The 25,625-nt window shown below is 65.0% G+C and carries 23 protein-coding genes; 4 read left to right on the plus strand and 19 right to left on the minus strand.

All coding sequences use genetic code 11. The annotated features are described in order from the left end of the window. Nucleotides 1-32: 32 nt before the first annotated feature. Together GR158_RS05015 and GR158_RS05020 are read left to right on the plus strand one after the other, a co-directional pair. Nucleotides 33-464, plus strand: a complete 432-nt coding sequence (locus GR158_RS05015; RefSeq protein ID WP_134648003.1) for an Hsp20 family protein — start codon at nt 33-35, stop codon at nt 462-464. A gap of 132 nt (nt 465-596) precedes the next feature. Beyond that, the gene (locus tag GR158_RS05020; RefSeq protein ID WP_134648220.1) at nt 597-854 is read left to right on the plus strand and encodes a DUF1150 family protein; all 258 of its coding nucleotides are present in this window, start codon (nt 597-599) and stop codon (nt 852-854) included. Nucleotides 855-875: 21 nt separating this feature from the next. Here the strand turns inward: GR158_RS05020 and trmB are convergent, their stop codons facing one another. From trmB to trpS, 15 genes are all read right to left on the minus strand, one after another. Then, complete coding sequence (gene trmB / locus GR158_RS05025) at nt 876-1,577, minus strand: tRNA (guanosine(46)-N7)-methyltransferase TrmB (RefSeq protein ID WP_160870203.1); 702 nt, start codon at nt 1,575-1,577, stop codon at nt 876-878. Nucleotides 1,578-1,584: 7 nt separating this feature from the next. Continuing rightward, the gene (metK, locus tag GR158_RS05030; protein ID WP_160870204.1) at nt 1,585-2,823 is read right to left on the minus strand and encodes a methionine adenosyltransferase; all 1,239 of its coding nucleotides are present in this window, start codon (nt 2,821-2,823) and stop codon (nt 1,585-1,587) included. Between the two features lie 170 nt (nt 2,824-2,993). Continuing rightward, complete coding sequence (locus GR158_RS05035; protein WP_134648009.1) at nt 2,994-3,413, minus strand: helix-turn-helix domain-containing protein; 420 nt, start codon at nt 3,411-3,413, stop codon at nt 2,994-2,996. A gap of 148 nt (nt 3,414-3,561) precedes the next feature. Then, entirely contained in the window at nt 3,562-5,145 is a 1,584-nt protein-coding gene (lnt, locus tag GR158_RS05040; RefSeq protein ID WP_160870205.1) for an apolipoprotein N-acyltransferase, read from the minus strand. Between the two features lie 121 nt (nt 5,146-5,266). Beyond that, entirely contained in the window at nt 5,267-6,418 is a 1,152-nt protein-coding gene (locus tag GR158_RS05045) for a hemolysin family protein (RefSeq protein WP_134648013.1), read from the minus strand. A 13-nt stretch (nt 6,419-6,431) separates the two neighbouring features. Continuing rightward, nucleotides 6,432-6,938 (minus strand): rRNA maturation RNase YbeY, encoded by a 507-nt coding sequence (gene ybeY, locus GR158_RS05050; protein ID WP_160870206.1) that lies wholly within the window; start codon nt 6,936-6,938, stop codon nt 6,432-6,434. 14 nt (nt 6,939-6,952) lie between these two features. Then, nucleotides 6,953-8,005 carry a PhoH family protein gene (locus tag GR158_RS05055; RefSeq protein ID WP_160870207.1) on the minus strand — a complete coding sequence of 351 codons (1,053 nt, stop codon included), beginning with the start codon at nt 8,003-8,005 and terminating at the stop codon, nt 6,953-6,955. 27 nt (nt 8,006-8,032) lie between these two features. Beyond that, nucleotides 8,033-9,424 (minus strand): tRNA (N6-isopentenyl adenosine(37)-C2)-methylthiotransferase MiaB, encoded by a 1,392-nt coding sequence (gene miaB / locus GR158_RS05060; RefSeq protein ID WP_160870208.1) that lies wholly within the window; start codon nt 9,422-9,424, stop codon nt 8,033-8,035. A gap of 69 nt (nt 9,425-9,493) precedes the next feature. Then, complete coding sequence (locus tag GR158_RS05065) at nt 9,494-10,282, minus strand: 1-acyl-sn-glycerol-3-phosphate acyltransferase (RefSeq protein ID WP_160870209.1); 789 nt, start codon at nt 10,280-10,282, stop codon at nt 9,494-9,496. Nucleotides 10,283-10,339: 57 nt separating this feature from the next. Next, entirely contained in the window at nt 10,340-10,765 is a 426-nt protein-coding gene (locus GR158_RS05070; protein WP_134648023.1) for a Fur family transcriptional regulator, read from the minus strand. Between the two features lie 38 nt (nt 10,766-10,803). Continuing rightward, nucleotides 10,804-11,298, minus strand: a complete 495-nt coding sequence (locus GR158_RS05075) for a GNAT family N-acetyltransferase (RefSeq protein WP_160870210.1) — start codon at nt 11,296-11,298, stop codon at nt 10,804-10,806. Continuing rightward, nucleotides 11,299-11,940 carry a tRNA (adenosine(37)-N6)-threonylcarbamoyltransferase complex dimerization subunit type 1 TsaB gene (gene tsaB / locus GR158_RS05080; protein ID WP_160870211.1) on the minus strand — a complete coding sequence of 214 codons (642 nt, stop codon included), beginning with the start codon at nt 11,938-11,940 and terminating at the stop codon, nt 11,299-11,301. A gap of 30 nt (nt 11,941-11,970) precedes the next feature. Then, the gene (locus GR158_RS05085; RefSeq protein WP_134648029.1) at nt 11,971-12,540 is read right to left on the minus strand and encodes a NifU family protein; all 570 of its coding nucleotides are present in this window, start codon (nt 12,538-12,540) and stop codon (nt 11,971-11,973) included. A gap of 97 nt (nt 12,541-12,637) precedes the next feature. Then, complete coding sequence (locus GR158_RS05090; protein WP_134648031.1) at nt 12,638-13,129, minus strand: universal stress protein; 492 nt, start codon at nt 13,127-13,129, stop codon at nt 12,638-12,640. 37 nt (nt 13,130-13,166) lie between these two features. Beyond that, nucleotides 13,167-14,234 (minus strand): tryptophan--tRNA ligase, encoded by a 1,068-nt coding sequence (trpS, locus tag GR158_RS05095; protein ID WP_160870212.1) that lies wholly within the window; start codon nt 14,232-14,234, stop codon nt 13,167-13,169. Between the two features lie 269 nt (nt 14,235-14,503). Here trpS and GR158_RS05100 point away from each other — a divergent pair, with 269 nt between their 5' ends. Continuing rightward, on the plus strand, nt 14,504-14,983 hold the full coding sequence (locus GR158_RS05100) for a YcbK family protein (RefSeq protein ID WP_371731613.1): 480 nt from the start codon (nt 14,504-14,506) through the stop codon (nt 14,981-14,983). Between the two features lie 6 nt (nt 14,984-14,989). Here the strand turns inward: GR158_RS05100 and murJ are convergent, their stop codons facing one another. The 3 genes from murJ to mutS all read right to left on the minus strand — a co-directional run bounded on the left by murJ (nt 14,990) and on the right by mutS (nt 22,255). Beyond that, nucleotides 14,990-16,582 (minus strand): murein biosynthesis integral membrane protein MurJ, encoded by a 1,593-nt coding sequence (murJ, locus tag GR158_RS05105; RefSeq protein ID WP_134648035.1) that lies wholly within the window; start codon nt 16,580-16,582, stop codon nt 14,990-14,992. Beyond that, nucleotides 16,579-19,422, minus strand: coding sequence for a [protein-PII] uridylyltransferase (locus GR158_RS05110; protein WP_246665552.1), 2,844 nt, complete (start codon nt 19,420-19,422; stop codon nt 16,579-16,581). The genes murJ and GR158_RS05110 overlap by 4 nt, the downstream gene beginning before the upstream one ends. 94 nt (nt 19,423-19,516) lie before the next feature. Next, nucleotides 19,517-22,255 carry a DNA mismatch repair protein MutS gene (gene mutS, locus GR158_RS05115; protein ID WP_371731614.1) on the minus strand — a complete coding sequence of 913 codons (2,739 nt, stop codon included), beginning with the start codon at nt 22,253-22,255 and terminating at the stop codon, nt 19,517-19,519. 115 nt (nt 22,256-22,370) lie between these two features. Here mutS and GR158_RS05120 point away from each other — a divergent pair, with 115 nt between their 5' ends. Next, on the plus strand, nt 22,371-24,656 hold the full coding sequence (locus GR158_RS05120) for an NADP-dependent malic enzyme (RefSeq protein WP_134648037.1): 2,286 nt from the start codon (nt 22,371-22,373) through the stop codon (nt 24,654-24,656). A gap of 73 nt (nt 24,657-24,729) precedes the next feature. Here GR158_RS05120 and GR158_RS05125 read toward each other — a convergent pair whose 3' ends face one another. Then, the gene (locus GR158_RS05125) at nt 24,730-25,608 is read right to left on the minus strand and encodes a GNAT family N-acetyltransferase (protein ID WP_160870213.1); all 879 of its coding nucleotides are present in this window, start codon (nt 25,606-25,608) and stop codon (nt 24,730-24,732) included. Nucleotides 25,609-25,625 lie beyond the last annotated feature (17 nt).

Consider the following 25,625-nt stretch of genomic DNA (forward strand, 5'->3'; position numbering starts at 1 on the left):
GTCTTGGTCGCTTGAAAGCAAGGACTGGACGTATGTCTCGCATGACCCCTTTCGCAAGCCCGCTGCTGCTGGGCTTCGACGCCATGGAAAAAACCCTGGAGCGCATCGCCAAGGGCAACGATGGCTATCCCCCCTACAACATCGAACGGCTGCGTTCGAACGACGCGACGGGTGCGCCCGAGCGCCTGCGCATCACGCTGGCCGTGGCGGGCTTCTCCGAAGAGGAGCTCGATGTCACGACAGAGGAAAGCCAGCTCGTCATCCGCGGTCGCCAGACCGACAGCAACGAACGGGATTATCTTTATCGCGGCATTGCCGCTCGCCAGTTCCAGCGCACCTTCGTCCTTGCCGAGGGCATGCGCGTGGAGGGTGCCGAGTTGAAGAACGGCCTTCTCTCGGTCGATCTCATCCGGCCGGAACCGCAGCGAATGGTAAAGAAAATTAACATTTCCGTATCAGACTAGATCATGAGCCGTTCCTGCGGCAACACCCCGCCGGACCGTCTCGAGCGTAACCTGATCGCTGACGCACCGAGCTCCCTTATGGACGCGGGCGCCCAGCGGCCGGCACTTGCCGGCATTGCCATGGAGGCAAAGATGGGACTGAAGACCATTACCCCCACCGTTTCGAAGGCAGATCTCGCACATCTGGGCGAGGGCGAAGTCGGCTACATCAGGAAAATGAAGGCGGATGAAGTTTCGCGCGTCTTTCCCGAGGCGCCCGAGATCGACCCCAGCCTCGACCTGTGGGCCCTGTTCGGCGCCGACGGCACGCCGATCCTGCTGACCGACAATCGTTCCAGCACCTTCTACAAGGCTGCCGAGGACGACCTGCGCACCGTCAGCCTCCACTGACCCCGGAACCGGAGCCTTCCGTCAGAGACGGCGGAAGGTGAGGTAGGCGGACTTGCGACCCTCGCGCTTGGCCTTGGCCTCGTAGCGCGTGCCCGGCCAGCCGGCATAGGGCGTCAGCCAGTCGGCCGCGTTTTCCGCGGTCCATACGAAAGCGGGATGCGCCCCGCAATGCATCAGCGTCCAGTTGACATAGGTGTCGATGTCGGACGCGAAACAGAAGTGCCCGCCCGGTTTCAGCACGCGGGCAAAGCGATCCAGATTGACCCTGGACACGAAGCGCCGCTTCCAGTGCTTCTTCTTCGGCCACGGGTCGGGGTAGAGAAGATCGATCTGATCGATCGACGCCGCCGGCAACCAATCCAGCAATTCCGTCGCATCGTCGTCGTAGAGGCGGATGTTCTTCGCGCCCGTATCCTCGATGCTGCCGATGAGCTTGGCCATGGAGTTGACGAAGGGCTCGACGCCGATGAAGGCGGTATCCGGCGTTTCCTGGGCGCGATGAATGAGATGCTCGCCGCCGCCGAAACCAATTTCGAGCCGGACGCGCGCCGGTTTGAAATCATAGAGCGATGCGATGTCGGCCGGCGCCGGTGCCGAAAGGTCGACCTTCAGCGCCGGAAGCAGCGTCTCGAGATGATGCGCCTGCCGCTCCCTCAGCGGTTTTCCCTTGCGGCGACCGAAGAAGGCTTCGGTCGCGCGGCTGCGGCGCTCTGCATCGGTCATGGCGATCTCAGTTCTTCAGCGCTTCCTTGAGTGCCTTGACGAGGTCGAGGCGCTCCCAGGAGAAAGAGCCGTCACGGCCGGCCTTGCGACCGAAATGGCCATAGGCGGATGTCTTGGCATAGATCGGCTTGTTGAGGTCCAGGTGGCGGCGAATACCTGATGGCGACAGGTCCATGACCTTGCGGATCGCGGCTTCCACTTCGTCCTCGCTCACCTTGCCCGTGCCGTGCAGGTCGACATAGATCGACAGCGGCTGCGCGACGCCGATGGCATAGGAAATCTGGATCGTACAACGGTCGGCGAGGCCGGCGGCCACCACGTTCTTGGCAAGGTAGCGGGCGGCATAGGCGGCCGAACGGTCGACCTTGGTCGTGTCCTTGCCGGAAAAGGCGCCGCCGCCATGGGGTGCCGCGCCGCCATAGGTGTCGACGATGATCTTGCGGCCGGTCAGGCCGGCGTCGCCATCCGGGCCGCCGATGACGAACTTGCCCGTCGGGTTGATGTACCAGACGCAATCGTCGGCGATCGCGATGTCGTGCAGGGCCTCGCGGATATAGGGCTCGACGACCTCGCGCACCTTCTTGGAGTCCCAGCTTTCATCGAGATGCTGGGTGGACAGGACGATCGAGGCGACGTCGGCCGGCTTGCCGTCGACGTAACGCACGGTCACCTGGCTCTTGGCATCCGGGCCGAGCTTGCCGGCATCGCCCACGCCCTTCTTGCGGGCCTCGGCGAGCAGCTGAAGGATGCGGTGCGCGTAGTAGAGCGGTGCGGGCATCAGCTCCGCCGTTTCGCGGCAGGCGTAACCGAACATGATGCCCTGGTCGCCGGCGCCCTCGTCGCCCTGCCTGTCGGCGGCATTGTCGACGCCCTGGGCGATATCCGCCGACTGGGAATGCAGCAGCACGTCGATCTTCGCCGTCTTCCAGTGGAAGCCGTCCTGCTCGTAGCCGATGTCACGGATCGCCTTGCGCGCGGCGGACTTGAACTTCGACGGGTTGATGACGTCGTTGCCGTCCTTGTCCTTCTTCAGAAGGCTCGGCGGCAGGCGCACTTCACCGGCGATGACGACCCGGTTGGTGGTGGCGAGCGTCTCGCATGCGATGCGGACCGACCACGGATCGACCTTCGACTTCACAGCCTCACGATAGACGAGATCCACGATCTCGTCGGAGATGCGGTCGCAAACCTTGTCCGGATGCCCCTCGGCGACGGACTCGCTGGTGAAGAGATAATTGCTGCGCATGCGGGAAGTCCCCTCAAAGAAAACAGACTTCGATGTTGTTATTCAGTTCATCGCCCAAAAACAAGAACAGAAGGACATAAGAATATCTTTATATCGAAATTTCCTTCTCCTGCGCGCATAAAAAAACGGCCCCGAAGGGCCGCCTTTTCAGACCATCTCGCTGAAAGCGATCATTCGATTTCGGCTTCGGCTGCCAGCGCCTTGACGAGATCGACGAGCTTGCGGCGCACCTTGGGATCGGTGATCTTCACGAAGGCGCGGTTCAGCTGCAGGCCTTCGGAAGACGACAGGAAATCCACCACATAATTGGAGCTGGAAGCATCGGCGAAACCGCTCTGGGAGTCAGCGGTGTCACCGGGTGCATCCTCGAAAAAGAATGAGACAGGCACGTTGAGAATGCTCGAAATGTTCTGCAACCGGCTTGCGCCGACGCGGTTCGTGCCCTTCTCGTATTTCTGGATCTGCTGGAAGGTGATGCCGAGGCTTTCGCCCAGCTTCTCCTGGCTCATACCGAGCATGGTCCTGCGAAGCCGAATTCTGCTGCCGACATGAATGTCGATCGGATTCGGCTTCTTCTTGTTTTCCATCATCACTTTGGTCCTAACGCGGAAATGGCCCCACCCCGACCGGCACCCTTACTGAATACTTAACGTCACGTTGTATGCGCGACCACCGGAGAGTCCGACACTACAGCAGAACGACCGGTGGCGGGCACTATGCTATTTTAGGGGTTTTTGGTCAATTCAATCTGTTTCTAAAACCAATGCGTGAAATGCTCGCCACAAGAAAGAAAAGACCAAGAAGAGCGGGAAAGACCCAATCCCGCCACTTCGTCCACCGGCCCTGCGCAATCTTACCCGGAAGAGTTGCATCCACGAAACCCGTGACGTCGTAGGACAGGCCCGAAATCACCTCGCCCCTGGCATCGACGACGGCGGAAATACCGTTGTTGGCGGCGCGAATCAACGGCATGCCGCGCTCCACGGCGCGAAGACGCGCCTGCTGGAAATGCTGGTAGGGCCCGGGCGTGTCGCCGAACCAGGCATCGTTCGTCACATTCAGCAGGGCTGCGGCCGCGTCGGATGCGGGGCCGATCTCGGACGGGAAGATCGCCTCGTAGCAGATCAGCGGATAAAGGCCCTTGCCGAGGGCGTTCAACAGCGGATGCTCGCGTGCCGGGGAAAACCCGCCGGGCATGGCGACGGGCGATACGCCGAGGCTTTCGAAGACCTCGGCAAAGGGCATGTATTCGCCGAAGGGCACGAGATGAACCTTGTCGGCCGCGCCGATGATCTGCCCCTTGCCGTCGATCGCGTAGATGGAGTTGTAGTAGCGCGGCGCCTTGCCGGATCCCGCACTTTCGGTGCGCACCGCGCCGGCGATCAACACCTGGTCGTCTTCCAGGACCTCGGCGATACGCACGAGCGCATCGGGATTGTCCGTGAGGATGAAGGGAATGGAGGTTTCCGGCCAGACGATAATGTCCGGCCGCTTGCCCCCCTCGGCAGGCTTGGCCGCGCTCAGCGCCAGGTGCTTTTCGAAGATATCCGCACGGGCGGAATCATCGAGCTTCATGGCCTGGTCGATGACCGGCTGGACGAGGCGGATGACGGTCGCCTGGTTTTCCGGCAGCGGCAGGACATGAAGCGCATAGGCGCCATAGCCGAGATGGGCGGCAAACAGGATGACGGCGAGGCCTAGGCCGGCCACCCTTCCCCGCCGCGTGCCGAGCAGCGCGGGGGCCGCGAAGACGAAAACGGCGAGCACGTTCATGCCGGCGATGCCGACGAGGCCGGCGGACTGCATGAGCAGCGGGACCGGCATCATGCCATAGCCGACGGCATTCCAGGGAAAGCCGGTGAACAGCGTGCCGCGCAGCCATTCTCCGACGCCGAAGGCGAAGGCGAGCGCGGCAATCCGGCCCATGCCGTCGGACCAGAAGAGCCGGGCGAGCGCTGTGGCAAAGCCGTAATAGAAGGCAAGGAAGGCCGGCAGTCCCAGCACGGCGAGCGGCACGGCCCAGGCAAACGCATCCGCCTCCACCAGCAATGCATTGCCGAGCCACCACAATCCGCCGACGAAGTAGCCGAAGCCGAACAGCCAGCCGATGCGGAAGGCGGGCGCCAGGCGCCGGAGGAAGCCCGCTTCAGGCGCGGCAGTCGCGCCATCGAGCAGCCAGACGAGAAGGGTGAAGGAAACGAACAGCGCCGCGAGGAAGCCGAAGGGCGGCAGCGCCAGGACGCCGATCAGGCCCGCAAGAAATGCAACAAGCGCCCGTCTTTTTCCAGACAGGAGCATGACCGTGCCCGCGAGCCGCTCCATGCCGTCCCCTTCTTGTCGCTTTCCCCGAATCAGCCGCGCCAGTCTCCCAAAAAACCAGCGCCTTGTCCCGCGTCACGGCAGGACAAGGCGCAGATCATTTTCAAGATTATCTCAGGACGGCTCAATCCGTGCCGGTGCTGTCGGCCTGCGGCTCCGAAACCGTTGCGCGCTCCGGCGTCACCCCGCCCGCCTCGCCTTCCGGGCGACGTTCCCGGCGGCGTACGGCGCTGGCGCGCTTGCGGGTGACACGCACGCGCTTCACGCGACGCGGGTCGGCATCCAGAACGTGGAATTCGAAGCCCGGCACCGCCTGCACGACCTCGCCGCGCACTGGGATGCGTCCGAGCGATGCGAAGATCAGGCCGCCGAGCGTATCGGCATCCTCCAGCTGGTCGCGGATGTCGAAATCCGGGCCGATCGCTTCGGCCAGTTCCTCCAGCTCGACGCGGGCATCCGCGATGAACACGTCGTCGCCGGCGCGCTGGATCATGGCCTCTTCGTCGTCGTGCTCGTCCTCGATATCGCCGACGACCATCTCGACGATGTCCTCCAGCGAGGCCAGACCGTCCGTGCCGCCATATTCATCGATGACGAGCGCCATCTGCGTGCGATCGGCCTGCATGCGCGCCATCAGGTCGGCGGCCAGCATCGACGGCGGCACGAACAGCACCTGCCGGATGATGCCGGCTTCCGCCACGGTCTTGGATAGATCGACGCGGCCGAGGTCGAATTCCGCCTTCGGCGTGCGAACCGGCTTCTCGCCGTTTGCGGGCGCCGCCTTTGCGCCGCTGCGGCGCTTGTTGCGGGCCTGCTTGGTGACATAGGCAAGCAGGTCGCGGATATGGACCATGCCGCGCGGATCGTCGAGGCTTTCATGGTAGACCGGCATGCGCGAGCGGCCGGAATCCTCGAAGATCACCATCAGCTCGGCGATCGTGATGTCCTGGTCGACGGCCTCGATATCGGCGCGCGGGACCATCACGTCCTCGACCCGCACCTCGCGGAAGCGGAGAATGTTGTGCAGCATCGCCCGTTCTTCGGGCAGGAAGGCCGGCTCGCCGCCGCTCTCTTCCGTCATCAAGGCCTCTGCGAGGTCCTTGCGGAGGCTGGAGGCCCCTGTCATGCGCCAAAGCCGCGCTGCGCGGGACCAGAAGGATGTCCGGCCCCCGTTTTCCTGCTTCGGCGCGCTGGTACTACTGCCCGCCTCGTCCTGACTGGAGGCATCCGCCTCGTGCTTTTCCGTCGCTACGGACTGGTTTCTGAAGTCGCTCATTGGTCCAAACTGGTTAATCGGGATCGTCCCCGTAGGGGTCAGATAGGCCAAGCCCGGCAAGAATGCGAGTCTCAAGCCCTTCCATTTTTTCCGCCTCTTCCTCGTCCATGTGATCATAGCCGAAGAGATGCAGAAATCCATGCACCATCAGATGGGTGAGATGATCGTCGAAAGACTTGCCGAGTTCGGCAGCCTCGCGGGTCAATGTTTCCTCTGCAAAAATGATGTCGCCGAGCATCGGCCCCGGCATTTTGCCGGGTGTCAGCGGGAAGGCCGGGAAGGACAGGACGTTGGTCGGCTTGTCCTGGCTGCGCCATTGCGCATTGATGCCGCGGATCTCCGCATCGCTGGTGAAGACGAGGGAGACTTCCGGCGCGCCTGTCTTCGGAAAGGGCTGCTTTTCGGTTTCGCGCAGGAAATCGACGGCGGCACCGAGCACATGCGTGCTCATGTCGAACAGGCGTTCTTCGGAGGGCCATCGGCCCTCCTCTATGGAAATCTGGATGTCGAGCTGGCTCATCGGACGTGCCGACCTCAGCGGTCGATCTGCTCGCTTTCGTCGTGCACGGCCGTCGTCGCCTCGTAGGCCCGCACGATGCGTGCGACCATCGGGTGGCGCACCACGTCCACATCCTTGAAGCGCACGACCGAGACACCCTCGACGCCATGCAGGATCTGCAGGGCCTCGACGAGGCCCGACTTGACGCCGCGCGGCAGGTCCACCTGGCTCGGGTCGCCGGTGACGATCATGCGGCCGTTTTCGCCAAGACGCGTCAGGCACATCTTCATCTGCATCGACGTCGTGTTCTGCGCCTCGTCGAGGATCACGGCGGCATTGGCCAGCGTGCGACCGCGCATGAAGGCGAGCGGCGCGATCTCGATGACGCCGGCGGTGATGGCGCGTTCGACCTTGTCGCCCGGCATCATGTCGTAAAGCGCGTCATAGAGCGGGCGCAGATAGGGATCGACCTTTTCCTTCATGTCGCCGGGCAGGAAGCCGAGGCGCTCGCCGGCTTCCACGGCCGGGCGCGACAGGATGATGCGGTCGACGGCGCCGCGCTCCAGAAGCTGGGCGGCATAGGCGACGGCAAGATAGGTCTTGCCCGTACCGGCCGGACCGACGCCGAAGACCAGCTCGGAGCGCTCGAGCGCGCGGATATAGGTATCCTGCGTCGGCGTGCGGGCGGCGATCGTCTTCTTGCGGGTGGAGATCTGCGACATGGTCAGCTTGGCCTTGCGCTCCATGGTCGGCAGCGACAGCTGGTCGTCGGCTGCGATCGCCATGCGGATGGCGCCCTCGACATCGGAAAGCTCGATGGAGCCGCCCTTCTGGAGGCGGTCGTAAAGATAGTCCAGCGCCCGGCGGGCCTGACTGGTGGCCACCACGTCGCCGGAGATGACGACGGAGTTGCCGCGGGCCCGCGCATCGATGTGCAGGCGCTGCTCGATGAGCTTCAGGTGCTGATCGAACTGGCCGAAGAGCTCGCTTGCGTATCGATTGTTCTCGAAAGTCAGGACGAATTGATTTGCGTCGGTCTCGGTCTTCGACTGGCGCGGCGAGGACGTCATCAGTTCGTGTCCGTTCAAGCGGTCAAGCTCCTTGTGTGAAACCCGTCAACCGATCGCTTCGGCGAAGAGGCTGTTGGGCCCGGCATCGATGATTCGTACCCGGATAATGTCACCGATTTCAGAACCTTTTGCATCAATATTCACAGGCTGGAGCCAGGGCGAGCGGCCGACGAGCTGGCCGGGCATGCGGCCGGGCTTCTCCAGGAGCAGGTCGATCTCCTTGCCGATGCAGGTCCTGGCGAATTCGCGCTGCTGGCGAAACAGCAAAGCCTGCAATCTTTCAAGGCGTTCGGCCTTCACGTCCTCGGCCACATGGCCGTCCATCTCCGCGCCCGGCGTCCCGGGGCGGATGGAATACTTGAACGAAAATGCCTGTGCATAACCGACGGTTTCGATGAGGCGCATCGTGTCCTCGAAGTCCTCATCCGTCTCGCCGGGGAAGCCGACGATGAAATCGCCCGAGATCGCGAGGTCCGGCTGGACGGCGCGGATGTGCTCGATGAGGGCGATGTATTCGGCGGCCGTGTGGCGTCGGTTCATCGCTTTGAGGATACGGTCGGAGCCGGACTGCACGGGCAGATGCAGGTAGGGCATCAGCTTGGACAGGTCGCGATGGGCCTCGATCAGGCGGTCGTCCATGTCGCGCGGATGGCTGGTCGTGTACCGAAGCCGCGCCAGGCCCTCGATTTCGGCGAGGCGGTAAAGCAGGTCGCCCAGGCCCCACTCGGTGCCATCGGGCCCGAGACCGTGCCAGGCATTGACGTTCTGGCCGAGCAGCGTGATCTCGCGCACGCCGCCCTCGACGAGTCGCTCGGCCTCCGTGACGATCTGCGCGACCGGCCGGGAGACCTCCGAGCCGCGCGTATAGGGCACGACGCAGAAGGTGCAGAACTTGTCGCAGCCTTCCTGCACGGTAAGGAAGGCGGTGACGCCGCGCGCGCGGGTCTTGGCCTTTTCCGGCGCCGGCAGGTGCTCGAACTTGTCCTCGATGGCATAGTCCGTCTCCACGACACGCTCGCCGCCCTTGGCACGACGCAGCGCGTCGGGCAGGCGGTGATAGGTCTGCGGACCGACGACGAGGTCCACGGCCGGCGCGCGGCGCAGGATTTCCCTGCCCTCGGCCTGGGCGACGCAGCCGGTGACGCCGATCACCATCTCGCGGCCGTCCCTGGCGCGCGCCTTCTTCATCTCGCGCAGGCGGCCAAGCTCGGAATAGACCTTCTCGGCAGCCTTCTCGCGGATATGGCAGGTGTTGAGCAGCACCAGATCGGCCTCTTCCAGCACGTCCGTCGCCTGATAGCCGTCCTTCGACAGGGCGTCCGTCATGCGGTCGCTATCATAGACGTTCATCTGGCAGCCGTAGGTCTTCACGAAGACCTTGCGGATGTTCGGCGTGGCCACGGGGGCATCGGGGGCGGAGAGGGACTGTTCGCTCATGGCCGCTTCCATAGTGGAAAAAGCCCGGAGAATGAAGCGATTCTTTGTTTTCGCCGTTGCGATCGCGCCCTATCGGCCGCGCAGGCGTGCGCCGAGCATGGCGCGGATGCGCGCCTCGACCGTGCGGCTCACCGCCTTGCGGTTGCTCGTGCGCGTGTAATCCACGCGCTCGCCGAAATCGACATCCACGTCCACGGCCCCGGCGCGCAGGATGCCCATGAGATGGGGCATGAGTTCGATATCGCCCGGCCAGGCGGCGATCGGGCGGTGGTAGCGGCCCATCGCCATGCCGTGCAGGCCGGTATAGGCAATGGAAACGGGTTGGATGTGCACGATGCCATCCGGCGCATGCGGCACGGCGGAGGCGGCCGCACCGAAGAGCGAGGACTTCACCTCCAGCAGGCGATTGCCGTCGGAGGTCGTTCCCTCGGGAAAGAGCACGACGATCTCGCCGGCCGCCAGGCGCTCTGCGATCTCGTTGACCTGCTCACCGGTCTTCTGGCGCTGCTCGCGCTCCACGAAGATCGTCGCCTGGAGGCGGGCGAGAATGCCGAAGACCGGCCAGCCGCGCACCTCCGATTTGGCGATATAGACGACGTCGGCGACCGAGCCGAGCACCAGGATATCCTTCCAGGACGCATGGTTGGCGGCCAGAAGCAGCGGACGCTTCGCCTCCGGCACGCCATGCACACGCACCCTGATGCCAAGCACCCGGCAGGCGACACGATGCCAAAGGCGCGGCAGAAAGCGGCGGATCTTCCAATTGAAGCGCAGGCCGAGGAGCTGGAACGGCAAGAGCAGGAGCGTGACCGCAAGAAGGACAATCGCGCCGATGGCGATGCGCAGCCAGGTGATCAAGCGCTCACCGGGCCCATGTCGGGGAGAGAGGTCTCAAAGTGGGAACGGCGACGGACCTCACTCACCCTCCTTGAGCGGAATGCCGTAAAGCTCCAGCCGGTGATCGACCAGCTTGAAGCCGTGCTCGCGGGCGATGCGCTCCTGCAGGGCCTCGATTTCCGGGGAGTGGAACTCGATGACGTGGCCATGTTTCAGATCGATGAGATGATCGTGATGCTCGTCCGGCACCGTCTCGTAGCGCGACCGTCCGTCGCGGAAATCGTGGCGCTCGATGATGCCGGCATCCTCGAACAATTTGACGGTGCGATAGACGGTGGAGATGGAAATGCGCGAATCGATGGCCGAGGAGCGGCGATAAAGCTCCTCCACGTCGGGATGATCGGCGGAGCCCTCCAATACGCGCGCGATAACGCGGCGCTGTTCGGTCATGCGCATGCCGCGCTCGACACACAGCTCTTCCAGCGATTTCTCGACATACGTCATACGACCTGCCCTCGTTCTTCCGGCCTCCCGCAAGGGGACTAGCGAAGATCGCGCCGCATGACAAGCGCCGTGGAGCGGCCGCCATCGGCCGAGGCGTAATAGGCCTTGCGCTCCCCGACCTTGGCGAAGCCGAGCTTCGCATAGAGGCCGCAGGCGGCTTGATTGGCCGCATCAACCTCCAGGAAAATATCCTCCGCACCGCGCATCTTCGCCTCACGCAGCGCTGCCAGCATGAGCCGCCAGCCGAGACCGCCGCGCCCGAAGCGCTGGTCGACGCCGATGGTGAGGATTTCCGCCTCGCCGGCCGTGGCGCGCGCAAGCACGAAACCGCCCGCTGCACGCTCCGCCACGCCGGCCTTCAGAGCCAGAAAGCCGAAGACGGTGTCCTGCGACAGCAGCGAATGAAGCTCGCCGTCATTCCAGGGCTGGGCAAATCGCAGCTTGTGCACGGCCGCGGCGAGCGCGACGTCATCCTTTTCGAGCGGGAAGATCTCGAAGACGGGCTTGCGGATGAAGTAGTCGCTGAGAGACATTCACGCCCTCCGGATCGCAAAGCCCGCCTGCGGCTTGGCATCGGGCCCGCGCAGATAAAGCGGCCGCGGCTGGCTGGCCTCGGGATCGAGGCGGGCGCCAAGCCGCGCGACGGTGGCGATGGAAACGCCGTCCGTCCCTGCTTCGGCATCTGCGCGTAGCAGCGTCGCACCCGAGCCGCCGAGCGTCTCCCCCTTAGCCAGCGCGATGGCACGCGCCTGCTCGACGGAGGCGATGGCCGGCGGCGTGGCCGCGCTGCCATCGGCTGCGAACCGCTGCCAATAGACTTCGTCGCGCTTGGCATCGATGGCGATGAGCGAGGGTCCCGGCCGGTCGGCGGCAAGGGCGGCAAGCGTCGAGACCCCGACGGCCGGCACGCCGAGCGCCAGCGCGAGCCCCCGTGCCGCGGCGACCCCCACGCGGATGCCCGTGAAGGAGCCGGGGCCGATGGTGACGGCAATGCGGTCGATATCCGGAAGATCCATGCCGGCCGCCTCGAGCGCCGCATCGACGAATTCCATCAGCCGCTCGGCATGGCCGCGGCCGATATCGGCGCCGGCGGTGCCGAGGACGGTGTCCCTGTCGGAATCATAGAGCGCGGCAAAGCAGCCCGTTCCCGCCGTATCGATCGCCAGGACGATCATGCCGGCCACCGGCGATGCGCGCGGCAGGCCTTATGCGACGGCTTCAACTTCCTGCACTTCCGGTACGAAATGGCGAAGAAGGTTCTGGACGCCGTGCTTGAGCGTCGCCGTCGAGGACGGGCAGCCCGAGCAGGCGCCCTTCATGTTGAGGTAGACGACGCCGTCGCGGAAACCCTTGAAGGTGATGTCGCCGCCATCCTGGGCGACGGCCGGGCGCACGCGCGTGTCGAGCAGTTCCTTGATGGTGGCGACGATGGTCTCGTCGCCGGCCTCGAAGAACTCGCCCTCGTCATCGCCATTGCCGCCGAAGGCGCCGCTGGCCAGAACCGGCTGGCCGGACATGAAGTGTTCCATGATGTTGCCGAGGATGGCCGGCTTCATGTGCTGCCAGTCGGCACCGTCCTTGGTGACGGTGATGAAATCGTAGCCGAGGAAGACACCCGTGACGCCGGGAATGCCGAAGAGGCGGGCGGCAAGCGGGGACGCGGCGCGCGCTTCGGTCTCGTCGCGGAACTCGGCCGTGCCGCTCTCCAGCACCACCTTGCCCGGCAGAAACTTCAGGGTCGACGGGTTCGGCGTCGATTCGGTCTGGATGAACATCTTACTCTCCGTGCGGCCGGACAGGCTCGCGGCCATATTCTTTAGAAACGTTCAAAAGAAGATAAACCTTTTGGTCGCTATCTTCAAGGTCGAGACCTCAGCTCAGCGCGTCCAGTTCCTCGTCGCTCAGCTGGTCGGGGATGACGGTGACGGGGATCGGAAACGCCTGCGCGCGGCTGGCGAGCGACGTGACGAGCGGTCCCGGCCCTTCCTTTGACGATCCGGCGGCGAGAACGAGGATCGCGATGTCGCGGTCTTCCTCGATCAGGCTGTTGATCGCCTCGCTGGCCACGCCCTCGCGAATCACGGTTTCCGGCTCGATGCCGATGGCCTCGCGCAGCGCCTGGCCGGCCTTGGCCAGCACGGCCTCGGCCTCCTCGCGCGCTTCCGCCCGCATGATCTCCTCGACACCCAGCCATTGCTGGAAATCGCCATTGGCGATCACATAGAGCAGCACGACGGCGCCGTTGGAATTCTTCGCACGCATTCCCGCATAATGCACGGCGCGCTGGCATTCCGGCGTATCGTCGATGACGGCCAGAAATTTGCGGCGGTGGCCTTCCAGGCGGGAAAGTCGTCGAGAAACCATGCGGCCCCCTTCTCTCTAAGACGTTTCGGGGTCGACCTTACTGCACAAAACCGACGATGTCGCGGACTTCCTTCATGGTTTTTTCGGCCCGCGCGCGTGCCCTTTCGCCACCATCGCGCAGGATGGCGTCGATGTGGCTCGTGTCGTCCATCAGGCGGCGCATCTCATCCGTGATCGGCGAGAGAACGTTGACCGCAAGGTCGACCAGCGCCGGCTTGAAGGCCGAGAACTGCTGGCCGCCGAACTCGGCGAGAACGTCGGCCTTGGTCTTGTCGGCGAGTGCCGCATAGATGCCGACGAGGTTGTCCGCCTCGGGGCGTCCCTTCAGGCCCTCGACCTCGCTCGGCAGGGCGTCCGGATCGGTCTTGGCCTTGCGGATCTTCTTGGAGATCGTCTCGGCATCGTCTGTGAGGTTGATGCGCGACAGGTCGGAGGCATCGGACTTCGACATCTTCTTCGTGCCGTCGCGCAGGCTCATGACGCGCGGTGCCGGTCCGCCGATCAGCGGCTCGACCATCGGGAAATAGGCGTGCACCGGCTCCTCGCCGACCACGATATCGACGCCGGTGCCGGCCTTTCGGATGTGATTGCCGAAGTCGATGTTGAACTTCTGCGCGATGTCGCGGGTCAGCTCCAGGTGCTGCTTCTGGTCGTCGCCGACGGGCACATGCGTCGCACGGTAGACGAGGATGTCGGCGGCCATCAGGCTTGGATAGGCAAGCAGGCCGAGCGAGACCTGTTCGGCATTCTTGCCGCCGGTCTTGTCCTTGAACTGGGTCATGCGCTCCATCCAGCCGATGCGCGCGACGCAGTTGAAGATCCAGGCGAGCTCGGCGTGCTGCGGCACGGCGGACTGGTTGAAGACGATGTGCTTCTTCGGGTCGATGCCGGCGGCGATGAAGGCGGCGGCAATCGAGCGGATCTGGCCGCGCATATCCTCGTGCACCAGCTGCGCGGTAATGGCGTGCAGGTCCACGACGCAATAGATACAGTCGTTATCGTCCTGCAGCGCCACGAACTTGCGGATCGCGCCGAGATAGTTGCCGAGGTGGAGATTGCCGGTCGGCTGCACGCCGGAGAAGACGAGGGGCTTGAATGCGCTCATGACGGTTTCCTTCAGGCGGGTGGAGGGCCTGGTCCTGTTGCACGCGCAGTTTCCGGCCCGGTTTTGCGGACGGATCTGCGAAAGAAATACGCCGCGCTTATGCACGGCGCCGGGACGCCGATCAAGTGGGGCCGGCCTTGCGGCGGGACCTCTCATCAGGGAGTCCTTATAAATGACACTTTCCGGTTGTTCCTGACTGCGGGGATTTGAGGGAAGGTCGATCCCGATCGGCCGTTTTGTGACGAAGGGGCGCAAAACGGGAGGACACCGTGCGAAGGAACGGTTCCATTCTGCTTGCCTGCCTCGTGGCTGTGACGTCGCTCTTCGCGACGGAGACCACGGCAGGCCGCAACGACAAGCACGCCGCCAGAACCGACAAGGACGTCGTGGCGAAAACTTACAGCATCCAGACGCCGCGCGTGCGGCACCGATGTTTCCCCAGCAAGCTCAGGGGCGTGCTGTCGCATATCGCCCGCGCGGTCGGCCGGAGGCCCCTCGTCACGTCCGGCCACCGCTCGAATGGGCGGCGCGGCTCCTATCACCGCAAATGCCTTGCGGCGGATATCCGCGTTCCCGGCGTTTCGGTAAACCGCATCCTCGCGGCCGCGCGCTCGGCACCCGCCATCGGCGGCCTCGGCACCTATTGCAACGGCATCGTGCATGTCGATGTCGGGCCGAAGCGCCGCTGGCATCATTGCGGCGGCGGGCTGGCACGGCTCACGACACGCGCACGGCCCGCCTCGCGCTAGAGTGGCCTACTCGGCGGACCCCTCGCCCGGCACGGCCTTCGCCTTGCGCTTCATGTTGCGGCGGATCATGCCGAGATCGGCACCGCCGATGAGGAAGGCGACCGAGAAATAGACGACCATGGCGAAGCCGATCAGAAGGCCGAGCGCCGCCAGCTGTTCGAGGAGCGGCGAGGATGGCGCGAGCCGGTCGGCGAGGAAGCCGGAGGCGTATTCCAGCGACACCGCCATGACGAGCGTCGCGACGATGAGGCGCGCCACGCGCCAGGCAAGCGCCCGCTCCAGCGGCCAGTGACCGCGCCGCACCAGCGTCACGAAGAGAAGCAGCGCCGTCAGCCAGCCGGAGACGGCCTCGGCGGTGGCGATGCCGCGCTCGTGGAAAAGCGGGAAGAGCGAGACGGCCAGGATGCAGTTCACCACCACCGACAGCATGGTGATGCGCATCGGCGTCTTGGTATCCTCGCGCGCGAAGAAACCGGGATTGAGCGCCTTGATCATCACGAAGCCCGGCAGGCCGAGGCCATAGATCGCGAGCGTCCCGGCAACGATCGAGGTCGTATCGGGGCTGAAGGCGCCGCGCTCGTAGAGAACCCGCACGATCTCATCCGAAATGACCCAGAGCGCGCCCGCGGCGGGTAGCGTGAGGAAGAGCACGAACTCCATGGAGCGGTTCTGGATGTTCGCCGCCTCGATCCGGTGCCCGCCCTTGAGCGCACGCGCAAGCTCGGGCAGCAGCACCACGCCGACGGCAATGCCCACGACGCCGAGCGGAAGCTGGTAGACGCGGTCGGCATATTGCAGGGCCGCGATGGCGCCGTCCTTGGTGGAGGCGATCATCTGGCCGATCAGCTGGTTGATCTGGGTGATGCCGCCCGTCACGGCCGCCGGAAAGGCCAGCCACAGCAGGCGCTTGACGTTCGGCGTCATGCGCGGCCTGCGAAAGCCGATCCGGATGCCGGCGTGGCGCACACCCGCGTAAAGCACCGCCATCTGCAGCAGCCCCGCCACCAGGACGCCCCAGGAGAGATACCAGGCCGTATCGAGCGGTGAGGCACCCTGCCAGAGCGCGTAGCCTAGCGCGCCGATCAGCACGACATTGAGGAAAACGGGCGCAACGGCGGCGGCGAAATAGTGATGCAGCGAGTTCAACATGCCCGAAAGCATGGCCGTCAGCGACATGCACATGAGATAGGGGAACATGACGACGGCCAGCTTCACCGTCACGTCGAACTTCTCCGCGTCGCCCACGAAGCCCGGCGCGATGATCCAGGCGACGATGAGCGGCATCAGCAGCTCCATCGCGATGGTCAGCAGAAGCAGGACCGTGAACAGGACGCCGAAGACCTCTTCGGAGAAGCGCTTGGCGCCATCGACACCGCCTTCCTCGATCTCCTTGGCGAAGAGCGGCACGAAGGCGGCGTTGAAGGCGCCCTCGGCAAAGAGACGGCGGAAGAGGTTGGGGAAGCGGAAGGCGGCATAGAAGGCATCCGCCATCGGGCCCGTGCCCAGCGCGGCCGCCATCAGCGTCTCACGCGCGAAGCCGAGCACGCGGCTGCCGAGCGTCGCGCCGCCCACCGTCGCGAATTTCTTGACCAGACTCATTGTTCTGCCCTGACCTTTTTCGGCGTCGCGGGCACCGGCGCGATCATGCCGGACGGCATGCGGTCGCGCAGTTCGTCCGCCTCATCCGCCATGACGGCCTTCAGCCGCGCGATGATATTGGCCTGCCGGTTGTCCGTCGTGATCTTCTGGCCGACCAGATCGGTGACGTAGAAGGTGTCGATGACCTTCTCGCCGAAGGTCGTGATATGCGCCGAGGCAATATCGAGCGACAGGTCGGACAGGACGGCCGTGACCTCCGACAGCAGGCCGGGCCGGTCGAGGCACTCGATCTCGATGACGGTGAACTTGTTCGACAGCGTGTTGGAGATGGTGACGGCCGGCGAGACGGTGAAGGTGCGGCTGCGCTTGCGGCTCTTGGTGCGCGTGGCGATGACTTCCGGCAGGCGCTTGCGGCCGGACAGCACGTCCTCGATCATCTTGCCGATGGTGCCGGCTCGACGCATCTCGTCGGAATCGTTGGGGAATTCGCGGTTGACGAGGATCGTGTCCAGCGCGCGCCCGTCGGATGTGGTGAAGATCTGCGCATCAACGATGTTGGCGCCGGCCGCCGCGCAGGCGCCGGCAATCACGGTCAAAAGCCGCGGATGGTCGGGCGAGAGCACCGTGATTTCGGTGATGGCATGGAAGGAATGGGTGCGCACCGTCGTCGCCAGCGTCTGGCGCGCCCGGTCGGCCTCGCGGATGAAGGCCGCATGGCGGACCTGATCCTCCAGCGAGACCGTCAGCAGATAGGGATCGTAGTTGAGGTTCGCATAGGTCTTGCGATCCTTCTGGCTCCAGTCGGCCGGCAATGCCTTCAGCAGCACCTCGCGCGCCGCCCGCGCCCGCTCCTTGCGCGACAATTCGGAGAAGCCACCGGAAATCAGAAGCTCGGTCTCGTAGTAGAGGGTGCGCAGCAGCTGGCCCTTCCAGCCGTTCCAGACGCCGGGGCCGACCGCGCGGATATCGCACACCGTCAGCACCAGCAGCATCTTCAGGCGCTCCAGCGACTGCACCTTGTCGGCGAAGTCGACGATGGTCTTGCGGTCGTTGAGGTCGCGGGTCTGCGCGACCATCGACATGGTCAGATGCTCCTGGATCAGCCAGACGACCAGCTCCGTCTGCTTCGGCGAGAGGCCGAAACGCGGGCAGAGCTTGCGGGCGACCTTCGCCCCGGCCACCGAATGATCCTCGGGACGGCCCTTGGCGATGTCGTGCAGCAGCACCGCCACATAGAGCGCGATGCGGTCCTCGATGGCCGGCATCACCTGGTAGCTGAGCGGATGGGCCTCCTTCTCGCGGCCCTGGTCGATGCTTGCCAGCACGCCGACGGCGCGGATCAGGTGCTCGTCGACCGTATAGTGGTGATACATGTTGAACTGCATCATCGCGACGATCTTGCCGAATTCCGGGATGAATCGGCCGAGCACGCCCGCCTCGTTCATGCGGCGCAGGCTGAGCGCGGGATCGCGCGGCGAGGTCAGGATGGACAGGAAGAGGCGGTTCGCCTCCTCGTCCTCGCGCAGCGCGGCATTGACGAGCTTCAGCGAGCGCGTGACCTGCTTCAGCGCATCGGGATGGAATTCCAGCCCGTTGATGTCGGCGATGTGGAACAGCCTGATGATGTTGACCGGATCGCGCTTGAAGACGTCAGGACCGGCGATGGTGATGCGGCCGCGGTCCTCGACGAAATCCAGCGTGCCGGGGATCTTGCGCGTGCGGTGGGTGAAGCGGCTGATCGCCGCGGTCAGGCCCGGCGCTTCCTTGGCCTGCTGGTCCTCCAGCGTCGCGCAGAAGATGCGCGTGAGGTCGCCCACGTCCTTGGCGACGAGGAAATAGTGCTTCATGAAGCGCTCGACGGCCGAGAGGCCCGGATGCGGCTGGTAACCGAGGCACTCGGCGATCTCGCGCTGGATGTCGAAGGACAGCCGTTCTTCCGCCTTGCCGGTCAGGAAATGCATGTGGCAGCGCACGGCCCAGAGGAAGTCGTCCGCCTTCTGGAAGAGCTTGTATTCCTGCCGCGAGAGCACGCCGAGCTTCACCAGTTCGGCCGGATCGCGGATGTGATAGAAGTATTTGGCGATCCAGAACAGGGTGTGCAGGTCGCGAAGACCACCCTTGCCTTCCTTGACGTTCGGCTCGACGAGGTAGCGCGTGTCGCCGGCCTTGCGATGGCGCTCGTCGCGTTCGGCGAGCTTGGCGGCGATGAATTCCGGGCCGGTGCCGCGCACGATCTCGCGGTCGAAGCGCACGCCCAGCTCCTCGAAAAGCGCGACCGAGCCGCAGATGAAGCGTGCCTCCAGGATCGCCGTGCGGATGGTCATGTCGCCCTTGGAAAGCTGGATGCATTCCTCGATGTTGCGGGTCGCATGGCCGACCTTGAAGCCCAGATCCCACAGGATGTAGAGCATGAACTCGATGGCCGGCTCGCTCCAGGCGGCGGGCTTCGCCGGCAGCAGGAAGAGCAGGTCGATATCCGAGCCCGGCGCCAGCGTGCCGCGCCCGTAGCCGCCGACGGCCGTGACCGTGATGCGCGCGGCGGGCGATGCCTGACCGGCGCTGAAGACATGGTTCAGCGTGAAATCGTGAAGGACCGTTATCAGCTGGTCCTGAAGCCAGGAGATGCGCGCGGCGCATTGCAGGCCGCTGCCGTCTGAAAACAGCAGCTCGCGCGCCCGCTCCCGGCCTTCACTATTGGCCTTCTTGAACTCGGCCAGGAGCGCGCTGCGCATGCGGTCGCGATAATCGGCATTGGCGCTGGCAATGAATTCGCATCTTGCGCGCAGTGCAGGCACGTCGAGAAGGCCGGATTCGGCCGGTGCCAGAAGCTTCTTTTCCATCGGATTCCGGCTTGCGTCCCGCTTGTCGTCCATCGCCCGTTCGGTGCGCATGCCTATAGACCCTTTCGGCACGCGAGGACAATCACCCTAGCCGTTACCGGTTGCCAAGTTCTTTCTTCAGCGCATAGAGCGCATCCAGCGCCGCACGCGGCGTCATGTCATCCGGGTTGAGGTCCTTCACCAGTTCCTCGACCTTCGACGGAGCGGAGCTGCGCTGCACCTCCTCGCGGCGCACCGCGACCTGGAACAGCGGCAGATCGTCGATCAGCTGGCTTGCCGGGTTCTTGCGGTCCGCATCCTCGAGCTTTGCGAGCACATCCTTGGCGCGCGCCACGACCGAGGCCGGCAGGCCGGCAAGACGCGCCACCTGAATGCCATAGGAGCGATCCGCAGCCCCCGGGCCCACCTCGTGCAGGAAGATCACGTCGCCGTCCCACTCCTTGACGCGCATTGTGGCGTTGGAAAGGCGTGCGAGCTTCTCCGACAGCACCGTCAGCTCGTGGAAATGCGTGGCGAACAGGCCACGGCAGCGATTGGCCTCATGCAGGTGCTCGACGGCGGCCCAGGCGATGGACAGGCCGTCGAAGGTCGCGGTGCCGCGGCCGATTTCATCAAGAATGACAAGCGAGCGGTCCGTCGCCTGGTTGAGGATCGCCGCCGTCTCGACCATCTCGACCATGAAGGTCGACCGGCCGCGCGCCAGATCGTCGGATGCGCCGACGCGCGAGAACAGCCGGTCCACAACGCCGATATGGGCGCTTTCGGCCGGCACGTAGGATCCCATCTGCGCGAGGATGGCGATCAGCGCGTTCTGGCGCAGGAAGGTCGACTTACCGCCCATGTTGGGACCGGTCAGCAGCCAGATCGCGCCGTGGCCCTTGCCGTCGTGGGGCGAGAGATCGCAGGAATTGGCGACGAAGGCGGCGCCGTGCTGGCGGCGCAGCGCCTGTTCCACGACCGGATGCCGCCCGCCGACGATGGCGAACATGGTCGAGCCGTCCACGACCGGTCGGCAATAGGCCTGCTCTTCCGCCAGGGCCGCCAGCCCGACGGACACATCCACCACGGCAAGCGCGCGCGCCGCCGCCTTGATCGCCTCGGCTTCGGCCACCACCGCCTCGACCAGACCGTCGAAGGCGGCAAGCTCGATGGCCAGCGCCCGGTCGGCGGCATTGGCGATCTTGGTTTCGAGCTCCGAAAGCACCGTCGTGGTGAAGCGCATGGCGCCGGCCATGGTCTGCCGGTGGATGAAGCGCGCCTTGGCCTCGTCGCTGTCGGTCAGCGCCGCGGCGTTTCCGGCCGAAACCTCGATGAAGTAGCCGAGCACGTTGTTGTGCTTGATCTTCAAAGACTTGACGCCCGTCTCCTCGGCATATTCCAGCTGGAGGCCGGCAATGACGCGGCGGGACTGGTCGCGCAGCGCCCGCATCTCGTCCAGCTCGGCATCGGCCGCCTCGCGGATGAAGCCGCCGTCGCGCTTCAGAAGCGGCAGTTCGTCGGCCAGCATGAAGGCGAGGCGATGCGACAGATCGAGCGGCAGCGTGGCGATCGCGTCGCGCGCGGCGGCCAGCTCGCCCTCCAGCGCCTCGGATGCCATCAGGCGGGCGATCTCGGCGGAGGTGGAAAGCCCCTGGAGGATCGCGCCCAGATCGCGCGGGCCGCCACGGCCGAGCGCGATACGCGAAAGCGCGCGCGGCATGTCGGGCAGCTGCTTGAGGGCGCGGCGCAGGTCCTCGCAGAAGGAGGGCCGGTCGGCGAGCGTCGCAATCGAATCGAGCCGGGCGTTGATCGCCTCGGGGTCGGTCAGCGGCGACATCAGGCGTTCGGCGAGAAGACGCGCGCCGCCGCTCGTGGCGGTGCGGTCGATCGCCTTCAGGAGCGTGCCGCTGCGCTCGCCCGACAGGGTGCGGACCAGTTCGAGATTGGCGCGGGTGGCTGGATCGATGAAGAGCGTCGAGGCCGAGCTTTCGCGCTCCGGCCGGCCGAGTGGCGGGCGCTCCGCGATCTGGGTTTTTTCGACATAGGCGACGGCGGCGGAGGCCGCAGCCATTTCGGCGCGCGAAAACGTCCCGAAACCGTCGAGGGTGGAGACGCCGAAATAGCGCGCGATGCGGCCTTCCGCCGTGGCACTGTCGAACAGCACGGCCGGCTGCGGCACGGCCACGCGGCCGAGAACGTCGAGCACCGGGCGGAAATCGGGATCGTGGAACAGGGTGTCCGGCACGATCAGCTCGCGCGGATCAATGCGCAGAATGTCGGCCAGAAGCTGGCCCTGCGCGGTCTCCGACAGGCGGAAGATGCCGGTCGAGATATCGATCCAGGCGAGCGCCATGGAGGGTTCCGATCCGCCACGGATGCGCGCGACGGCCATCAGGTAGTTGGCGTCCGAGGGCGAGAGCAGCTTTTCCTCGGTCAGCGTGCCCGGCGTGACGAGGCGCACGACATCGCGGCGCACGACGGATTTCGAGCCGCGCTTCTTGGCCTCCGCGGGATCCTCGACCTGCTCGCAGACGGCGACGCGGAAACCGAGCGCGATGAGCCGTTGCAGATAATCGTCCGCCGCATGAACCGGCACGCCGCACATGGGGATGTCGAGGCCCATATGCTGGCCGCGTTTCGTCAGCGTGATGCCGAGCGCGCGCGAGGCGTCCACGGCATCCTGAAAGAACAGCTCGTAGAAATCCCCCATGCGGTAGAACAGCATGCTGTCGGGATTGGCAGCCTTGATCTCGATAAACTGCTCCATCATCGGCGTGGCCGATGCGCGGCTTTCGTCGGAGGCGAGTTCGGCCGTCGACAGGATATCGTTCGGTCGTGCGATCTGGTCGTTCACGGAGAGTCAGTTCTTCCTAAAAAAGAGGTGTCACCCTAGCCATGTGCCGCTATAGAAAACAACACCTGCGTGGAGGTGTGGGCCTATCGCCCACAGGAGTATGAAGGGGGACAGCATGCCGGGAACCGCCAAATCCGATCGCCAGAAGGCCAGCGTCACGGACATCGAAGCATTGGATTTCCACTCCTCCGGCCGTCCGGGCAAGCTGGAGATCACGCCGACCAAGCCGATGGCGACGCAGCGCGACCTGTCGCTTGCCTATTCGCCCGGCGTCGCCGTGCCCGTGAAGGCCATCGCCGAAGACCCCTCCACCGCCTACGACTACACCACGCGCGGAAACATGGTCGCCGTCATCTCGAACGGCACGGCCATTCTCGGCCTCGGCAATCTCGGCGCGCTCGCCTCCAAGCCGGTCATGGAGGGCAAGTCGGTGCTCTTCAAGCGCTTTGCCGACGTCGATTCGATCGACCTCGAGGTCGATACGGAGAATGTCGACGAGTTCATCAACTGCGTGCGCTATCTCGGCCCCTCCTTCGGCGGCATCAACCTCGAGGACATCAAGGCGCCCGACTGTTTCATCATCGAAAGCCGCCTGCGCGAGTTGATGGACATCCCGGTCTTCCACGACGACCAGCACGGCACCGCCATCATCGCCGCCGCCGGCCTCATCAATGCGCTGGCGCTGACCGGCCGCGACTTCAAGACGACGAAGCTCGTCTGCAACGGCGCAGGTGCGGCCGCCATCGCCTGTATCGAACTCATCAAGGCGATGGGTTTCGCGCCCGACAACGTCATCCTCTGCGACACGAAGGGCGTGATCTACCAGGGCCGCGAAGACGGCATGAACCAGTGGAAATCGGCCCATGCGGTCAAGACCGACCGTCGCTCGCTGGCCGAGGCCATGGCCGGCGCCGACGTGGTGTTCGGCCTCTCGGCCAAGGGCGCATTCTCCGAAGAGATGATCCGCTCCATGGCCCCGCGCCCGATCATCTTCGCCATGGCCAATCCCGATCCGGAAATCACGCCCGAGGAAGTCGCGCGCATCCGCGACGACGCCATCGTGGCGACGGGACGCTCGGATTATCCGAACCAGGTCAACAACGTGCTGGGCTTTCCCTATATCTTCCGCGGCGCGCTCGACGTGCGGGCCTCGACCATCAACGATGCGATGAAGATCGCCGCCGCCGAAGCGCTCGCCCATCTCGCGAAGGAAGACGTGCCTGACGACGTGGCCGCCGCCTATCAGGGCGTGCGCCCGCGTTTCGGGGCGCAATATATCATTCCCGTGCCCTTCGACCCGCGCCTCATCTCGGCCATTCCCGTCGCCGTGGCCAAGGCGGCGATGGAAACCGGCGTGGCGCGCAAGGACATTCCCGACCTCGACGCCTATGCGCGCGACCTGAAGGCACGGCGAGACCCGATCGCCTCGACGCTGCAGCAGATCTATGCCCGGGTGCGCCGCCAGCCGAAACGCGTCGTCTTCGCCGAGGGCGAGGAAGAGCAGATGATGCGCGCCGCCGTGTCCTATGCCAACCAGCAGCTCGGCACCGCCATCCTCGTCGGCCGCGACGACCGGATGCGCGAAATCGCCGAGCGCGCCGGCATCGATCTCGACCGGCCCGGCATCCAGCTGCTCAATGCCCGTATCTCGACGCGCAACGACGCCTATATCGACTATCTCTATGCCCGCATCCAGCGGAAGGGTTTCCTCTACCGCGACGCGCAGCGCATGATCCATAACGACCGCAACCATTTCGCGGCGTGCATGGTGGCGCTCGGCGATGCGGATGCGATGGTGACGGGCCTGACCCGCAACTATTCCACCGCGCTGGAAGACGTGCGGCGCTGCATCGATCCCAAGCCCGGCCATCGCGTCATTGGCGCGTCGCTGGCGCTCTGCCGCGGCCGCGCCGTGCTGGTGGCCGATACCGCCGTGCACGACATGCCATCCTCGGAGGAACTGGCGGATATCGCGGAAGAGGCTGCAGGCCTTGCCCGCCGCCTGGGCTACGAGCCGCGCGTGGCGATGCTCGCCTATTCCACCTTCGGCCATCCGTCGGGCGAACGCTCCGAGCGGGTGCGCGAGGCGGTGAAGATCCTCGACCGCCGCCGCGTCGATTTCGAATATGACGGCGAGATGGCGGCCGACGTGGCGCTCAATCCGCGCATCATGGAGCAATATCCATTCTGCCGCCTCTCCGGCCCCGGCAACGTGCTGGTGATGCCGGCGTTCCACTCGGCGTCGATCTCGACCAAGATGCTGCAGGAACTCGGCGGCTCCACCGTCATCGGCCCCCTTCTGGTCGGCCTCGACAAGTCGGTGCAGATCGTCTCGATGGGTGCAAAGGATTCGGACATCGTCAACATGGCGACGCTGGCCGCGTATAATTCGGGCGGTTAAGGCAGTAGGCAGTAGGCAGTAGGCAGTAGGGAAGCGCAACACACCTACCGGTTATTGGCTACCGCCTCATTCCTCAGCTCGCGAAACGCCCGGCATCCGCGCCATAGTAGTTGAGATAGCGGCCGGAAATCTGGCCGATCGGCAGGACGATCAGCACGTCCGTCGTGTTGAAGGCGTGGTCCACGACCGCGCCGCTGCCGATGGTCGCGCCGAGCCTCAGGTAGCCCTTCACGAGCGGCGGCATGGCCACCAGCGCCTTGCGCGCATCGATGCCTTCCGCCGGCATCAGGTCCATGACGCGGAAGAGTTCCGGCCGGGCCGAAACGCTCCAGTCGTCCTTGGCCTGCACATTGTGGTGCAGGAAGGAAAGCGCCAGCGCGTGCTCCTCCGGCACCGTGCCGTGGAACGAGGCGCAGCCGAACATCACGTCCACGCCATGTTTCAGCGAATAGGCCCAGGCGCCCTGCCAAAGCAGCTCGACCGTGCGCTTGGTGCGATAGGCCGGCAGCACGCAGGAGCGGCCGAGCTCCATGAAGCGCTTGTCAGGATGGCGGGCGACCAGCGCATCGACATCGAACTCGGACTGCGAATAGAAGCCGCCGGAAACGGCCGCCACATCCTGCCGCAGCAGCCGATAGGTGCCGACGATCTGCTCCTCGGCATCGCCCTCGATTGCCGTGTCGAGCACGAGCAGGTGGTCGCAGACCATGTCCCAGGCATCGATGTCGCGCTTGCGGCGCACGGCATCGGGCGAAAGCTGGGCCTTCATCTCCTCGACGAAGACGCGGTAGCGCACGGCTTGCGCGGCATCGATCTCGGAGACGGAGCGGGCCAGACGGGTTTCGAGATTGCCGATGCGGCCGAGCACGTCCGAGGCCGGCCGTTCCGTTGCCGGGGCCGGCTTCTGAGCGATCTCCACGGGAGCGAGGGTCTGGGAGAGTTCGAGCGTCATGGCAGTCTACCCGTTGA

This window comes from Shinella sp. AETb1-6, assembly GCF_009826875.1.
Classification (GTDB): domain Bacteria; phylum Pseudomonadota; class Alphaproteobacteria; order Rhizobiales; family Rhizobiaceae; genus Shinella; species Shinella sumterensis.

Coding starts and splice junctions, on each gene's coding strand:
- GR158_RS05085 (WP_134648029.1), bottom strand. CDS start 12,540: ATGTTCATCCAGACCGAATCGACGCCGAACCCGTCGACCCTGAAGTTT.
- GR158_RS05015 (WP_134648003.1), top strand. CDS start 33: ATGTCTCGCATGACCCCTTTCGCAAGCCCGCTGCTGCTGGGCTTCGAC.
- GR158_RS05110 (WP_246665552.1), bottom strand. CDS start 19,422: ATGGAAAAGAAGCTTCTGGCACCGGCCGAATCCGGCCTTCTCGACGTG.
- GR158_RS05070 (WP_134648023.1), bottom strand. CDS start 10,765: ATGACGTATGTCGAGAAATCGCTGGAAGAGCTGTGTGTCGAGCGCGGC.
- GR158_RS05090 (WP_134648031.1), bottom strand. CDS start 13,129: ATGGTTTCTCGACGACTTTCCCGCCTGGAAGGCCACCGCCGCAAATTT.
- GR158_RS05125 (WP_160870213.1), bottom strand. CDS start 25,608: ATGACGCTCGAACTCTCCCAGACCCTCGCTCCCGTGGAGATCGCTCAG.
- miaB (WP_160870208.1), bottom strand. CDS start 9,424: ATGAGCGAACAGTCCCTCTCCGCCCCCGATGCCCCCGTGGCCACGCCG.
- GR158_RS05075 (WP_160870210.1), bottom strand. CDS start 11,298: ATGTCTCTCAGCGACTACTTCATCCGCAAGCCCGTCTTCGAGATCTTC.
- trmB (WP_160870203.1), bottom strand. CDS start 1,577: ATGACCGATGCAGAGCGCCGCAGCCGCGCGACCGAAGCCTTCTTCGGT.
- lnt (WP_160870205.1), bottom strand. CDS start 5,145: ATGGAGCGGCTCGCGGGCACGGTCATGCTCCTGTCTGGAAAAAGACGG.
- trpS (WP_160870212.1), bottom strand. CDS start 14,234: ATGAGCGCATTCAAGCCCCTCGTCTTCTCCGGCGTGCAGCCGACCGGC.
- GR158_RS05120 (WP_134648037.1), top strand. CDS start 22,371: ATGCCGGGAACCGCCAAATCCGATCGCCAGAAGGCCAGCGTCACGGAC.
- GR158_RS05020 (WP_134648220.1), top strand. CDS start 597: ATGGGACTGAAGACCATTACCCCCACCGTTTCGAAGGCAGATCTCGCA.
- GR158_RS05035 (WP_134648009.1), bottom strand. CDS start 3,413: ATGATGGAAAACAAGAAGAAGCCGAATCCGATCGACATTCATGTCGGC.
- GR158_RS05045 (WP_134648013.1), bottom strand. CDS start 6,418: ATGAGCGACTTCAGAAACCAGTCCGTAGCGACGGAAAAGCACGAGGCG.
- murJ (WP_134648035.1), bottom strand. CDS start 16,582: ATGAGTCTGGTCAAGAAATTCGCGACGGTGGGCGGCGCGACGCTCGGC.
- metK (WP_160870204.1), bottom strand. CDS start 2,823: ATGCGCAGCAATTATCTCTTCACCAGCGAGTCCGTCGCCGAGGGGCAT.
- tsaB (WP_160870211.1), bottom strand. CDS start 11,940: ATGATCGTCCTGGCGATCGATACGGCGGGAACGGGCTGCTTTGCCGCG.
- ybeY (WP_160870206.1), bottom strand. CDS start 6,938: ATGAGCCAGCTCGACATCCAGATTTCCATAGAGGAGGGCCGATGGCCC.